The 13,739-nt window shown below is 71.1% G+C and carries 12 protein-coding genes; 11 read left to right on the top strand and 1 reads right to left on the bottom strand.

What is annotated here, in order from left to right:
- Window positions 1–121 precede the first annotated feature (121 nt).
- From ABZZ17_RS31820 to dgoD, 5 genes are read left to right on the top strand one after another with little or no spacing between them, the layout of a single operon-like run.
- Entirely contained in the window at window positions 122–1,081 is a 960-nt protein-coding gene (locus ABZZ17_RS31820; RefSeq protein ID WP_356881256.1) for an SMP-30/gluconolactonase/LRE family protein, read from the top strand.
- Window positions 1,078–1,704 carry a bifunctional 4-hydroxy-2-oxoglutarate aldolase/2-dehydro-3-deoxy-phosphogluconate aldolase gene (locus ABZZ17_RS31815; RefSeq protein ID WP_356881254.1) on the top strand — a complete coding sequence of 209 codons (627 nt, stop codon included), beginning with the start codon at window positions 1,078–1,080 and terminating at the stop codon, window positions 1,702–1,704. Before ABZZ17_RS31820 ends, ABZZ17_RS31815 begins: the two co-directional genes overlap by 4 nt.
- Window positions 1,701–2,645 (top strand): sugar kinase, encoded by a 945-nt coding sequence (locus ABZZ17_RS31810; RefSeq protein WP_356881252.1) that lies wholly within the window; start codon window positions 1,701–1,703, stop codon window positions 2,643–2,645. The genes ABZZ17_RS31815 and ABZZ17_RS31810 overlap by 4 nt, the downstream gene beginning before the upstream one ends.
- A gap of 39 nt (window positions 2,646–2,684) precedes the next feature.
- Window positions 2,685–3,437 carry an SDR family NAD(P)-dependent oxidoreductase gene (locus ABZZ17_RS31805; RefSeq protein ID WP_356881250.1) on the top strand — a complete coding sequence of 251 codons (753 nt, stop codon included), beginning with the start codon at window positions 2,685–2,687 and terminating at the stop codon, window positions 3,435–3,437.
- Window positions 3,434–4,579: a galactonate dehydratase gene (gene dgoD, locus ABZZ17_RS31800; protein WP_356881248.1), complete on the top strand. Its 1,146-nt coding sequence runs from the start codon at window positions 3,434–3,436 to the stop codon at window positions 4,577–4,579. The genes ABZZ17_RS31805 and dgoD overlap by 4 nt, the downstream gene beginning before the upstream one ends.
- Before the next feature lie 73 nt (window positions 4,580–4,652).
- Here the strand turns inward: dgoD and ABZZ17_RS31795 are convergent, their stop codons facing one another.
- Complete coding sequence (locus tag ABZZ17_RS31795) at window positions 4,653–5,552, bottom strand: peptidoglycan-binding protein (protein ID WP_356881246.1); 900 nt, start codon at window positions 5,550–5,552, stop codon at window positions 4,653–4,655.
- Window positions 5,553–5,990: 438 nt separating this feature from the next.
- Here ABZZ17_RS31795 and ABZZ17_RS31790 point away from each other — a divergent pair, with 438 nt between their 5' ends.
- From ABZZ17_RS31790 to ABZZ17_RS31765, 6 genes are all read left to right on the top strand, one after another.
- Entirely contained in the window at window positions 5,991–6,290 is a 300-nt protein-coding gene (locus tag ABZZ17_RS31790; protein WP_356881244.1) for a helix-turn-helix domain-containing protein, read from the top strand.
- 428 nt (window positions 6,291–6,718) lie between these two features.
- Entirely contained in the window at window positions 6,719–8,257 is a 1,539-nt protein-coding gene (locus tag ABZZ17_RS31785) for a ricin-type beta-trefoil lectin domain protein (protein WP_356881242.1), read from the top strand.
- A gap of 472 nt (window positions 8,258–8,729) precedes the next feature.
- Window positions 8,730–9,779, top strand: a complete 1,050-nt coding sequence (locus tag ABZZ17_RS31780; RefSeq protein WP_356881240.1) for a substrate-binding domain-containing protein — start codon at window positions 8,730–8,732, stop codon at window positions 9,777–9,779.
- A gap of 116 nt (window positions 9,780–9,895) precedes the next feature.
- A complete protein-coding gene (locus tag ABZZ17_RS31775; protein ID WP_356881238.1) occupies window positions 9,896–11,503 on the top strand; it encodes a sugar ABC transporter ATP-binding protein in 1,608 nt (535 codons plus the stop codon).
- Window positions 11,500–12,531 (top strand): ABC transporter permease, encoded by a 1,032-nt coding sequence (locus ABZZ17_RS31770; RefSeq protein WP_356881236.1) that lies wholly within the window; start codon window positions 11,500–11,502, stop codon window positions 12,529–12,531. The genes ABZZ17_RS31775 and ABZZ17_RS31770 overlap by 4 nt, the downstream gene beginning before the upstream one ends.
- A 388-nt stretch (window positions 12,532–12,919) precedes the next feature.
- Window positions 12,920–13,729: a DeoR/GlpR family DNA-binding transcription regulator gene (locus tag ABZZ17_RS31765; RefSeq protein WP_356881234.1), complete on the top strand. Its 810-nt coding sequence runs from the start codon at window positions 12,920–12,922 to the stop codon at window positions 13,727–13,729.
- The last annotated feature ends 10 nt before the right edge of the window (window positions 13,730–13,739 follow it).

Here is a 13,739-nt window from a genome sequence, read left to right as displayed (position 1 = left end):
GCTTCCGTGTGATCACCCTCGGTGTGATCGCGGCCAGCTTATTCCAGGCGTTGGACGATGCATATTTACATGGGTTAGAAGAAGTCCTAGAGTTTCGCCCCGGACGTAGAGGAGCGACATCATGCAAGTGACCGCAGTGCCGTGCGCACCCGAGCCGGGGCGCCTGTCGGAAGGGCCCCTCTGGCACGCCGAGCGGGGTGAACTGCTGTGGGTGGACATCCCGGCCGGCCTGGTCCACCGGGCTCCGCTGGTGGCCCGCGACGACGGGAGCGGCCTGCCGGATCTCGGGCCCAGGACCACCCTGAGCCTGGACCGGCCCGTCGGAGCGGTCGCGCTCTGCGCGTCCGGCGGGCTCCTCGCCGCCGCAGGTACGACGTTCCTGCGTGTCGACGACACCGGTGCGTGCGGGGAGTTCGCCGCTCCCGCCCTCCCCGAGGGCGGGCCGCCCCGGCGGATGAACGACGCCAAGTGCGACCCCGCCGGGCGGCTGCTCGCCGGAACCATGGCCGAGGACGCAACTCCGGGCGCGGGCGCCCTCTACCGTCTCGACCCCAGCGGCGCCGTGACGGTGCTGCTCGACTCGGTCACCATCTCCAACGGCCTCGGCTGGAGCCCCGACGGCCGGCTGCTGTACTACGCGGACAGCCCGACGCGCCGCGTCGACGTCTTCGACCACGACCCCGTCACCGGTGAGCTCTCCGCCCGCCGCCCCTTCGCCGACACGGGCGACGCCGGAGTGCCCGACGGCCTGGCCGTCGACACCGAGGGCCGCGTCTGGGTCGCGGTGTGGGGCGCCGGCCAGGTCAGGGCGTACACCCCCGGCGGCGCACTCCACGCCGTCGTGACGGTCCCCGCCTCACACGTGTCCAGCTGCGCCTTCGCCGGGCCGGACCTGGACGTCCTGGTGATCACCACCGCGGCCGAGGAACTGTCCCCCGAGCAGCTCGCGAACGAGCCGCTCGCGGGCCGGGTCTTCGTCTGCCGGCCCGGCGCCACCGGTCTGCCGGTTGCGCCCTTCGCCGACGGCCCGGCGCACCCTCCCACCACCGCTCCTCACGACCCCCGAGGTTCCTCGTCATGACGGATCTGACCACCGCCCTCGCCGCCGCGCCGACGATAGCCATCCTGCGCTCGGGAACGCCCCGGCACTTCGCCGCCACCGCCGACGCCCTCCACGAAGCGGGCGTCCGGGCCGTCGAGTTCACGCTCACCACACCGGGCGTCCTGCCCGCGCTGCGCGAGTACGCCCAGTCCAAGCCGGCCGGACTCGCCCTCGGAGCGGGCACCGTCATGACCCCGTTCGACGCGCAGCGCGCCGTGGAGGCCGGTGCCACCTACCTCATCACCCCGGCCACGTGCCCGGACGTCATCAGGGAGGCACGCCGCCTCGGCGTCCCCGTCCTCCCCGGCGCACTGACGCCGAGCGAGATCGCGGCCGCCTGGCGGGACGGCGCCACCATGGTCAAGCTCTTCCCCGCCTCGATCGGCGGCCCGGACTACGTACGGGCCGTACGGGCGCCCCTGCCGGACATCCCGCTGGTCCCGACCGGGGGGATCGGACTCGACCAGGCCCCGGCCTACCTGGCGGCCGGTGCCACGGCCCTGGGCATGGGAAGCCCCCTGGTCGGAGACGCCTGCGAGGGCGGAGACCTGGACGCGCTGCGTGAACGGGCCGCGACCCTGCTGGACGGTCTGCGCTCATGACGGCACTCGTCACCCTCGGAGAGGTCATGGGAGTCCTGGCCGCCACACAGCCCGGCCCGCTGGCCCCCGGCGCACCGCTGCGCCTGGCGTTCGCGGGAGCGGAGGCCACCGTCGCCATCGGCGTCAGCCGCCTCGGACACCGGGCGTCCTGGACCGGACGGGTCGGCGCCGACAGCGCCGGCACGATGATCCTCGACGGACTCCGGGGCGAGGCCGTGGACGTCACCCGCGCACGCGTCGACGACACCGCGCCGACCGGCCTCATGCTGCGCGAACGCCGCACACCGGACCACACCCGCGTCACCTACTACCGACGCGGTCTCGCCGGCTCCCGCCTCGACCCCGAAGACATCGACCCGGAACTCATCGCCCGCGCAAAGGTGTTGCACGTCACCGGCGTCACCCCGGCCCTCGGCGAAGCCCCGCGCGCCGCGGTCCGCAAGGCAGTCGAACTCGCCCGCGCCGCGGGCGTCACCGTCTCCCTGGACCTCAACTACCGGGCGCTGCTGTGGTCCCGGCCGGAGGCCACGGCCGAACTCGCCCACCTCGTCAGCTACGCCGACATCGTCTTCGCCGGCCCCGACGAGGCCACACTCCTCGTCCCCGAGGCCGGACCCGCGACCATGGCGCGCGCCCTGCTCGGGCTCGGTCCGCGCGAGGCGGTCCTCAAACTCGGCGCCCGAGGAGCACTCGCGGTCACGGACGGCGAGGAGGAGGCCGCCCAGGACGTCGTGCCGGTCACGCTCGTGGATCCGATCGGGGCCGGGGACGCCTTCGTCGCCGGATACCTCGCCGGCCTCCTCGACGGCGCCCCCCTCACCGGCCGGCTCCGGCTCGCCGCCACCTGCGGGGCCTTCGCGGTGTCCTCACCCGGCGACTGGGAGGGCCTGCCGCGGCGCCCCGAGCTGGACCTCCTCCAGGGCCAGGACGTCACCCGCTGACCGGCACCCCACCCCACGACAGCACACGAAGGACCGAGCATGAACCGATTCACAGGACGAACCGCCGTCGTCACCGGCGCCTCGTCCGGCATCGGCGCGGCCAGCGCCGTACGCCTGGCCGCCGAAGGAGCCGCGGTCGTCCTCGCCGACATCGCGGAAGAAGCCGGCACCGCACTCGCACACACGATCCGCGGCAACGGCGGACGGGCCGCGTTCGTGCGGTGCGACGTCTCCTCCGAACAGGAGTGGAGCCGTCTGAAGGACCGCACCCACACGCTGTTCGGCCCCGTGGGCATCGTGCACAGCAACGCCTTCGTCCATACCCACGCCGCGGCACACGAGTTGCCGGGCAGCGGCTGGGACCAGCAGATGGCCGTCAACCTCAAGGCGCCCTACCTCGCCGTACGCACGTTCCTCGACGACCTGCGCACCCACCGCGGTTCCTTCGTCGCCACATCCAGCGTGCACGCGCTGTGCAGCCTGCCCGGCTACCCCGCGTACGCGGCGGCCAAGGGCGGCATGTGCGCGCTGATCCGTCAGCTCGCGGTCGAATACGGACCGGAGGTGCGCTTCAACTCCGTGCTGCCCGGCCCCATCCTCACCGAGAACTGGGAGGACGTGGACGAGGAGGGCCGACTGCTCTCCGCGCGGGCCACGGCCCTCGGGCGGCTCGGCCACCCCGACGAAGTGGCGGCCGCCGTCGCCTTCCTCGCGTCCGACGACGCCTCGTACATCACCGGCACCCATCTGACCGTCGACGGCGGCTGGGCCGTGAAGAAGGAGTCCAAGTGAAGATCACCTCCCTGCGGACCTACCTGGTCGCCCCCCGCTGGTGCTTCCTGCGCGTCGACACCGACGAGGGCATCACGGGCTGGGGCGAACCGGTCGTCGAGGGCCGCGCGCACACCGTCGCGGCCGCCGTCGAGGAGCTCTCCGACTACCTCGTCGGCCAGGACCCGATGCGCATCGAGGACCACTGGCAGGTCCTCACGAAGGGCGGCTTCTACCGCGGTGGCCCCGTCCTGTCCAGCGCGGTCGCCGGCATCGACCAGGCGCTGTGGGACATCGCGGGCAAGGCACTGGGCGTGCCGGTGTGGCAGCTGCTCGGCGGAAACGTCCGCGACCGGGCACGGGTGTACAGCTGGATCGGCGGCGACCGCCCGACCGACGTCGCGGAACAGGCCGCCGCCCGCAAGGCCGAGGGTTTCACGGCGATCAAGATGAACGCCTCCCCCCAGCTGGAACTCATCGACACGCCCCGGGCCGTCCACGACATCGTCGACCGGGTGGCGGGCGTCCGTTCCGCGGTCGGCGACGACTTCGACATCGCCGTGGACTTCCACGGCAGGCTCACCCTCCCCATGGCGCGGCGGGTGCTGCCGCTGCTGGAGCCGTACCTGCCGTTCTTCGTCGAGGAACCCGTGGTGCCCGAGATGAGCGCCCACATCGGTGAGGTCGTGCGCTCCACCAGCATCCCCATCGCCACCGGGGAACGGCTCTACTCCCGCTGGGACTTCGAACCGGTGCTCCAGCAGGGGATCGCCGTGGCCCAGCCCGACCTGTCGCACGCCGGCGGGATCTCCGAGGTACGGCGGATAGCGGCGATGGCGGAGACCCACGACGTCTCCCTGGCCCCGCACTGCCCGCTCGGGCCGATCGCGCTCGCCGCCTGCCTCCAGGTGGGCTTCGCCACCCCCAACCTCCTGATCCAGGAGCAGAGTCTGGGCATCCACTACAACGCCGGGTCCGACCTGCTGGACTACCTCACCGACCGTTCCGTCTTCCGGTACGAGGACGGGCACGTCGCCCTGCTCACCGCACCCGGGCTGGGCATCGACGTCGACGAGAAGGCCGTCGAGCGCGCCGCCGAGACCGGTCACCGCTGGCGCAATCCGGTATGGCGGCGGGCAGACGGCTCCCTGGCCGAATGGTGAGAGGGGGGCGGACGGGTGGGTCCCGCCGTCCGCCCCCACCCCGTACCACCGTTCAGCCTCGCAGGGGGCGCCTTCAGGACGTCATGGACTCCAACAGCCGTCGGGTGGCCGGGCCGTAGACCCCCGGCGGGTCGCCCTGGACGCGGTGCGCCGCCTGGAAGTCCTCGACCGCGTTCTGGAGGTGCCTGTCGTAGCGTCCTCGCTGGGGGAGGCTCCACGCCCCGATCTGCGCGAGCCGGTTCTGTAGTTCGGCCACCTCGGGCCCCGCGTCGTGCCGGCGCAACGTCGGGCCCGCGGCGGTGGGCACCGGCCCGGGAGCCGATGGCGTGCTGCTCTGACCGTCAGGAAGCCGCCCGTCCGCCGACGCGGAGCCCACCCCCGGGATCGCCGGCGCGGAAGGCGGCGCGGGCCGGCCGGCCGGTGCCGACGTACCCGCCGGGCCCTGTCCGCCTGCCGGAGCGGTCCGTTGCGCGCCGCCCGGGAGCGGGCCGCGGGGCTGGGACGGCTCGGCGGCCGCGCCCGAGCCGTCGTCCACGTCGAGCACGTCCAGCCGGCTCGCCGGCGGCGGCGACGTCATCTCCCGGGTGTCCCGCTCCCGGGAGAACGCGTACGTGCCCGCGATCGCGGCGCAGCCGATCAGGGTGGCGACGGCCGCGGTGAGGGGGAGGTGCCTCCGCTCCTTCGCGGACCTGCGGGCCCGGCGGCCCGCCCCGGTCACGGCCACGGGCGGGCCGAGCACCTCGGTGTCGGGCGGCAGGTCGCTCGCCCGTACCACCCGGGGTACCACCCATGCCGCAGTGGCGGCCGGCGGCGCTTCTCCGGGTACGGCCTCGTGGAGGGCGAGGTACGGCCGGACCCACTCCTGCTCGAACTGCGCCGGAGCCGCGGGGCGGCCCGCGGCCGAGGTGTGCTGCGTCGCGGCGCAGTCACACCGGAAGTGGTCACCGCATCGGGGGCAGATAGGGCTGCTCACTGGTCTCCAGTCGGCTGTTCCGGGGCATGCCGCAGGGACCGTCGGCGCGCGGCGTCGTACAACGAGGAAAGTGTTGAGCCTGCGTCTGAACGAGCAGCCTCACGGGGTGTTCGCCGCGGGACGACCGCGCGGCGAGCGGGGAGTGACTGAACTTACTGTGTGTGGAGTGTGGAGATCCAGCCCGGCCGGGACGGAATTCGTAACGATCGGCTAAACGCGGCGCTGTACCGTGTGATGACGGCCCGTTGGCCGAGGGCGGACGCGCCACCTTCGGAAAGTACCCTCAGGGGAGTGATAACCCGCCGGGGAAATTACTTCCCATCGGGAAGTAATGGGGTGGAAAGACTGGAAGGCAGGAGAGGACCGATGGTCAAGGGCTGCACGACCCGGCGGCACGATCGGCACGACGTGTACGCGGCGCAATGCCCGTGTCGCGAAGTGCTCGATCTGCTGGCGAACAAGTGGTCCGCACTCGCGATCGGGGCCATGGAGGACGGGCCGCAGCGGTTCGGGGCTCTGGCACGCCGTCTGGAGGGAGTCAGCCCGAAGGTCCTGACCCGTACGCTGCGCCGGCTGGAGGAGAAGGGGCTCGTGGACAGGACCGTCTATCCGGCGGTTCCGCTGCACGTCGAGTACGAGCTCACCCCGCTGGGACGCGGCGTCGCGGAGCCGCTGGCGCGGCTGCGCGACTGGGTGGAGGAGCATGCCGACGAGATGCGCGACGCCCCGCCCGAGTAGGGCTGCCGCGCGTCCTCGGGGCGGACAGGTGCGTCCTGCGGCGTGGCTCCTGGAGCAAGATCGCCAGTGTTGACTTTCTTGCGTGTGTGTCTGATTCTGTTCGGCGTGGGCTGCCGCCTGGAGGCCTTCCGGCGCCCTGACGGGTCACACGGCGAGTCCGGATTCGGCAATGCGCAGTTCCTGCGTGGAAACGTGCGGGCAGACCGATATGCCGTGCTGAATTCCTGGTCGGGAGATCCATCGGCCGCTCTGTTCGGTGCATCTGGTTTGCCGTCAGTAATTGGCGCTCCTCCGCTGGAAACCCATCCGAATTGGCCGCGGAAAGAACTTCCGATGGAGATGTCGTGTCCTGAACAATGGGGGAACTTCATTCCCCCATCCAGAATGTTCCTCACGTGTCGACGAATCATCACTCCGCTGCGAGTCGGATGACCGACCAGCAGCTGTGCGAAGCAATCCGCGTCGGAAATCCCGCCGCACCCGTGGCCGAGACCGAGCTGCGCGGGCGTCACCGCCCGCGCGTCGCCGCCTTCGCGCTGACGGTCGCCAACGACCCCGTACAGGCCCAGCACGCCGCGGACCGCGCCATCGACCAGTTCGTCCTGGGCATGCGCGGCCCCGCGGCGGAAGCCCTCGACCGGCCACCCCGCCCCGCGCTCCTTGCCCTGGTGGCTCCACCCGCACCCCCCGCCCCGCCCGGGTTCGACCCGGCCCTCCATTCGCTCGTCGCCCGGGGCTTCGCCGCCCTCTCCTTCCGCAAGCAGGCGCTCCTGTGGCACTCGGTGGTGGAGCGCGAGCCGGACGACCTCGTCGCGACCGTGACCGGTGACCGACCCGAGGCCGTACCGGTGCTGACCGAACGGGCGCTGGCCGCGTGCCGGGACGCCTGCCTGCGTGCCCATCTGAGTGCCCAGCCCACGCCGGGCTGCCGCGGGTACGCTCGCCTGCTCGACGCCGCCGCCAGTCGCTCGGACGTGCGGAGCAACCCGGATCTGACACGGCACGTCGGCGCATGCCCCGGCTGCGCGGTGGCACTGCGCGGCCTGGTCGCCCTGTGCGACAACCCCCGCCCCGTGCTGGCCGGTTCCCTGCTCGGCCCCTCCGGCGCCGCCTACCTCTCCGCGGTCGTCCCCGCGGCCACGGACAGCGGCGGACGGGCGGGGCCGACGGCCGGTGCCCGGAGTGCCGTCGCACTCCTGAGGAGGCCGGCAGGACGGATCGCCCTCGCAGTGGCCGGCGTCCTCGTCGCCGCGACGCTGGTCGTGGTGGCCGTGCGCCCGGCGGCGGGACCCCCGGTGGCCGGCCGGGCGCCGACAGCGCTGCCGCCGCGCGCCGACGGGGGCTCCCCGGCTCCGGGGCCGGGCCGGACGGGAGCCCGCTCCTCGGCATCCGCCTCACCCTCCGGGACGCGTTCCCCGGGCTCTCCCTCCCCGCAGGGGTCACCCGGCACGTCGCCGTCCCCCGAGGGGTCGGCCAGTGGCCCGACCGCGTCCAGCGGCGCCACGCCGGCGGAACAGGCTTCCGCTGCCGTTCCCGTACGGCCCTTCCGGGCCTCCGACTACGGTCCGGCCGTCAACTCGGCCACCGGCCTGTGCCTGGACGTACACGGCGGTGTCTTCGCGAACGGCGTGGACGTGGTCACCGCGCGTTGCCGGGACGGGGCCTCCGTACAGCAGTGGCGTCTGGACGAGAGGGGGCTCCTGCGCAACGCCGCCAACCCGGGCTACTGCATGGACGCGCGCGGCACCACCGGGGACGGCGTGGGCATCTGGTCCTGTTCGGCGATCGGCACCAAGACGGGGCAGAACCTGGTCTTCTCCACCGATGCCGCGGGACGCATCAAACCGCACATCGCCCCCGGCTTCGCCGTGACCTCCGGCAGCGGTGAACCTGGAGCACCCGTCGCCTTCGGACGCGCGGGCGGGGCTGCCGAGCAGCGCTGGAACGAGTCCGCCGCTCAGCGCTAGGCGACCGGCCGGTCAATCAACACAAACCAACATTGGTTGGGGAGTCAACAGTCCCCGGGCCGCGGTGACGCGTGGGTCCGCCCGGCCGCGGAAGCGGTGCGTCCTGGGGGTCCGGCGATGCCGTCTCGCAGGCAAAGGGCCCCTACGGGCAGGTCCTCCTGCCGGTCGTAGCGGGAAGTCCCTCGCGGCAGGGCGGCCGTTGGGCTGAGCCCGGGGCAGAAGGTCACGGGGGCGCATCGATCGGAAACCTCAGCTTCACCCTGTTGACTTATGGCGGAAACAGCGCTTTTCTCTGTTGCATCAAGTGCGAAAGAGAACGACTGTGGCGGATTCCTCAGGCAGGGGTAATCGGTCGATCGTCCGGTCCGCCGTTGGGTCAGGTCCGAACGCGACGAGGGCCGGCCCACAGCCCCATCACCTCGCGCACCTCACTGCTCGGTCCTGTGTGACCCGTCCAAGCAAAGGGAATGACATGCTCACTCACCACAACCGCCGACCGGTGGCGGCCGCGGCCCTGGGTCTGGCCGCGATGCTCGTCCTGTCCGCGTGCTCCAGCGGCCAGGAGACGACGGCCGGGGGCGCCGAGATCGCGAAGGTCGAAGGGAAGATTTCCCTGACCTACCTTCAGAAGCAGGGCGACCAGGAGTACTTCATCGGCGAAGCCGCGGGCGCCAAGGCGAAGGCGGCCGAACTCGGCGTCGATCTGAAGGTTGTGAACCTGGGCAACGACGCCAACAAGACCGTGAGCGAGGCCCAGGCGGCCATCTCGCAGAAGAGCAACGGGTTGATCGTCGTCGTCCCCGACCCGGCCGTGGGCCCGCAGGTGGTCAAGCTGGCACAGGACGGCAAGGTGGCGCTCCTGACGTCGGACGACCAGATCTGCAGCACCGGACCGGACCCGGCCTCCTGCGGCGCCGACGCCCTCGTGCCGCGCATCGGCTTCAGCGGTGAGCAGATGGGCGGTGAGGTCGGCAAGCGAGCCGCCGAGGAGTTCAAGAAGGCCGGCTGGAACCCCGCCGAGACCCGCACGATCTCGGCCTGGAAGCAGGACGTGACGGTGTGTACCGACCGGGTGAACGCCTCGAAGAAGGCGTTCACCGAGTCCGCCGGCACCCCGGTGCAGAACATCGACGTGCCGACGGACAACTCCCCGACGGGCGCACAGGACAAGATCGCCGCGACGATCACCGGGAACCCCTCGGTGAAGCACTGGGTGGTGTGGGGCTGCAACGACGAGAACGTCCAGGGCGGGGTTACCGCGCTGGAGAACGCCGGCTTCAAGGCCGACGACGTGATCGGCGTGGGCCTCGGCGCCTACCTCGCCTGCAAGAACTGGGGCTCGGGCAAGCCGTCGGGCATGAAGGCCGCGCTCTTCATCAACGGCAAGGACGTCGGTGCGCTCGCCGTGCAGACGATGTTCGACAAGCTGAAGAACGGCAAGGACTTCCCCCAGGAAGCCTTCGCCCCCACCAAGATGGTCGACGCCTCCAACTGGAAGGACGCGGGAGTCACCTGCGGCTGAGCTCCGACCCGCCTCCAGGACGGGTACGGCCGCCGCAGCGGCTCGTACCCGTCCCGACCACCGCCGACCGGCAGCGCTGCCGGGTCGGCACACGCACCCCAGCCTGTGAGGCCCGCATGACCACAGCCGGCACAGAACCACCAGCTGCCGCCGCCCCCGCCGCCCCCGCCCAGGATCCCCGCGAAGAGATCTCCGTGGAGAACGTCACCAAGCGCTTCGGCGCGGTGCAAGCGCTCAGCGGCGTCACGCTCACCTTCCCCCGCGGCCAGGTGACCGCCCTCATGGGCGAGAACGGCGCGGGCAAGTCAACACTCCTGAAGATCCTCACCGGTGACCACCAGCCCACCGAGGGAAGCATCCTGTGGGGCGGACGACCGCACCCGCTGTCGTCGCCCCAGGACGCCCACAAGGCCGGGATCCGGATCATCCCCCAGGAACCCGAGATCATCCCGCACGTCTCGGTCGCCGAGAACGTCTACGCGGGCGCCCTGCCGCGCGGCGCGGGACGCCGCCTCGACCGGGCCGCGCTGCGCCGCCGCATCACCGAGGACCTGACCCGGCTGGGTTTCGAGAAGGTCATCGACCCCGACCAGCTGGGATCGGAACTCACTCCGGCGCAACGCCAGTTGGTGGAGATCCTGCGCGCACTGACCGGTGACGCCAAGGTCATAGCCTTCGACGAGCCCACCTCCTCGCTCTCGGAGAACGAGGTGGAAGCGCTCTTCGCGCTGATCGACCGGCTCCGGGACCAGGGCATCGCCCTCATCTACGTGTCCCACCGCATGAAGGAGATCTTCCGCCTCGCCGACCGCATAGCCGTCCTGCGCGACGGCACGGTCGCCGGTGTCCTCGAAGCCGGCGACACCAACGAGGGGGAAGTGGTCCGCCTGATGGTCGGACGCGACCTGTCCACCCTGTTCGTACGGCAGGACGTCGCCCGCGACGACGTGGTCCTGGAGCTGGAGGACGTCACCACGGACGACGTCTCCGGCATCAACCTCCGCGTCCGCGCCGGAGAGGTGGTCGCCCTCGCCGGGCTCATGGGTGCCGGACGGTCCGAGCTGGCGCTCGCCCTCGCCGGCGACCGGCCGATCCGGTCGGGTCGCGTATCCGTGAACGGCCGTCCCCTGCGCCTGCGCAGCCCCAAGGACGCGATCCGGGCGAGCATCGGACTTGCTCCCGAGGAGCGCAAGGCCCAGGCCCTGTTCCTCCACCGTTCCATCCGGGACAACACCTCACTGGTGAGCCTGGACCGGCTGCGCCGCTGGCGGTTCGTCCAGCGACGTCAGGAGAAGGCGGTGGCGCAGGACTTCTCCGACAGGCTGAGGGTGCGCACGCCCTCCATCGAGCAGGAGGTGCGCAACCTGTCGGGCGGCAACCAGCAGAAGGTCGTGCTCGCCCGATGGCTGCTGCGCAAGCCCAAGGTCCTCATCCTCGACGAACCCACGCGCGGCATCGACATCGGTGCCAAGGCGGAGATCTACCGCATCATCGCCGACCTCGCCCGGGAAGGGGTCGCCCTGCTGGTGATCTCCTCCGAACTGCCCGAGGTCCTGGGCCTCGCCGACCGGATCGTCGTGATGCAGAACGGTCACGTCACCGGCGAACTCAGCCGTTCGGACGCCACCGAGGAAGCCATCCTCAACCTCGCCATGGCCGACGACCTCGCTCCCGTCACCTCCGACCGACCGCACACAGACTCCGCCGATGGAGACGTTCGATGACCACCACGCAGACACCGACGACCACCGAGACGACCCCCGCTCCGGTGCGCACATCCACAGGGGCCCTGCTCGCCTCGCTCGGGGGGCAGAACCTGAGCCTGATCGGTGCCCTGGTGGTGGTCCTGGGCTTGTTCGGGGTGTTGAACGACAACTACCTGAGTTTTTCGAACCTTCAGGTGATCGCGGAGGCGGCGACGATCACGGGTCTGCTGGCGGTGGTCCAGACGGTGGTGATCATCTGCGGGGGGCTGGACATCTCGGTCGGTTCGCAGGCGGGTCTGGCGTCGGTGGTGAGTGCCATGGCGTTCACGTCGGCGGGTTCGAATCCCTACGTGGGGATCGTCGCGGCGGTGGGCGTCGGGGTGCTGGTGGGTGTGGTCAATGGTGTGGCCATCGTCTACGGGCGGGTGAATCCGACGATCGCGACGCTGGCGGGTCTGGCGGCGTACAAGGGTGTGGCGCAGCTGGTGTCGGACGGGCGGGCGCAGGGCTACGTGCTCAATGATCCGTTGTTCGTGTTCCTGGGCCGGGGCAAGATCGCGGGGGTTCCGGTGATGATCTGGATCCTGGTCGTGGTGGCGGTGGGTGTACACGTGCTGTTGAAGTACACGGACATCGGCCGGAACGTGTACGCGATCGGCGGGAACGACACGGCCGCGCGGCTGGCGGGTATCGGTATCAACAAGTATCTCGTGGCCGTGTACGCGTTGATCGGTGTGGTGGCGGCGGTGGCGGGGATCCTGCTGACGGCGCGTACGGGTTCGGGCCAGCCGGTGTCGGGCAGCGAGGGGCTGGAGCTGAAGGCGATCACGGCCGCGGCGTTGGGCGGGTGTGCGCTCAAGGGCGGCAAGGGCGGTATCGGCGGCACCCTGCTGGCGGTCGCGTTGCTCGGGGCGTTGGAGAACGGACTGACCGTCGAAGGCATCAACACGTTCTGGCAGAACGTGGCCCAGGGCGCCCTCCTCGTCGCGGCCGTCGTCATCCAGCAGCGCCGCAGCGGCGAACGCGCCGTCGGACTACCGCACTGACGCATCGAAACGGGGCATCGGACTGAGGCATCGGACCGAGGCATCGGACTGACGCACCGCACGCGACCACACCGGTGGTCCGCCCGACGAGGTCCGTCCCGGGAGGGGACGGGCCTCGTCGGGCCGTGCCCATGAACGCCCGTGGTGGGAAACGACGGTAGGGCGAGGAGTTTTCCGGACTTCAACACAATCAATCGCATTGCGCCGTCTCATGAAGCCGGCAGGTCGCCTACCGTCGCAGCTGCTCAAGCAGGTGCAAATGCAGGAAAAGCGCATTCGCACGCAGGTTTGCCTGTGACTTACTGCGCGACTCTCTTGTCCGATCGTGATGGATGCAGTGTACAATTGATCCTCGTCTGGAATTCGCTGAAGATCACCGGGTGGGATTGTGACGGAGCCGACGCCGCTAGCGGCGCAGCGGAGGGAACTGATCCTCGACATCGTGCGCCGCAAGGGGGCGGTGCGCGTAGCCGCCCTCGTGGAGCAGCTCGGGGTTTCGGACATGACGATCCGCCGTGATCTGGACGTGCTGGCCAGGGCCGGGTCCGTCGAGAAGGTGCACGGCGGGGCGGTGAGCACTTCCGCCACCACGTCCGACGAGCCCGGGTTCGAAACCAAGTTCACCCTCAAGTCGGCAGCCAAGGCGGCGGTCGCCGAAGCGGCCGCCGGCCTGGTGAAGCCCGGCAGTGTCGTGGCGATCTCCGGCGGAACGACGACGTACGCCGTCGCGCACCGGCTGCGGGACATCGCGGGGCTGACCGTGGTGACCAACTCCCTGCCCGTGGCGGAGCTGCTGAGGCCGTCCGGGGCCGAGGGGGCCCCCGCCGGCCCGACGCTGCTGGTCACGGGCGGTGCCCCCACCAAGTCGGCTTCCCTGGTCGGGCCCCTGGCGGATCAGGCGATCCGCTCCCTGCAGGTCGACTTGCTGATCGTCGGCGCCCACGGGGTGTCCGAGCGCGCCGGGGTGACCACCCCGAACCTCGCGGAGGCGGAGACCAACCGCGCGCTCATCGCCGCCGCGACTCAGGTGGCCGTGGTGGCCGACCACAGCAAGTGGGGCATCGTCGGCCTGAGCCGCTTCGCCGGCCTGTCCGAGATCGACTACTTCGTGTCCGACGACGGACTCGGCGTGCAGGCGCGCACCCTCCTCGGCGAGCAGGTGGGTCAACTGATCATCGCGAGCACGCAGGACCACTGAACCTAGCAGG

This window comes from Streptomyces sp. NPDC006512, from assembly GCF_040611935.1.
In the GTDB taxonomy this organism is placed as follows: domain Bacteria; phylum Actinomycetota; class Actinomycetes; order Streptomycetales; family Streptomycetaceae; genus Streptomyces.
This window is presented reverse-complemented; position numbering and strand designations above follow the sequence as displayed.

Coding starts and splice junctions, on each gene's coding strand:
- ABZZ17_RS31820 (WP_356881256.1), top strand. CDS start 122: ATGCAAGTGACCGCAGTGCCGTGCGCACCCGAGCCGGGGCGCCTGTCG.
- ABZZ17_RS31815 (WP_356881254.1), top strand. CDS start 1,078: ATGACGGATCTGACCACCGCCCTCGCCGCCGCGCCGACGATAGCCATC.
- ABZZ17_RS31810 (WP_356881252.1), top strand. CDS start 1,701: ATGACGGCACTCGTCACCCTCGGAGAGGTCATGGGAGTCCTGGCCGCC.
- ABZZ17_RS31805 (WP_356881250.1), top strand. CDS start 2,685: ATGAACCGATTCACAGGACGAACCGCCGTCGTCACCGGCGCCTCGTCC.
- ABZZ17_RS31785 (WP_356881242.1), top strand. CDS start 6,719: ATGACCGACCAGCAGCTGTGCGAAGCAATCCGCGTCGGAAATCCCGCC.
- ABZZ17_RS31780 (WP_356881240.1), top strand. CDS start 8,730: ATGCTCACTCACCACAACCGCCGACCGGTGGCGGCCGCGGCCCTGGGT.
- ABZZ17_RS31775 (WP_356881238.1), top strand. CDS start 9,896: ATGACCACAGCCGGCACAGAACCACCAGCTGCCGCCGCCCCCGCCGCC.
- ABZZ17_RS31770 (WP_356881236.1), top strand. CDS start 11,500: ATGACCACCACGCAGACACCGACGACCACCGAGACGACCCCCGCTCCG.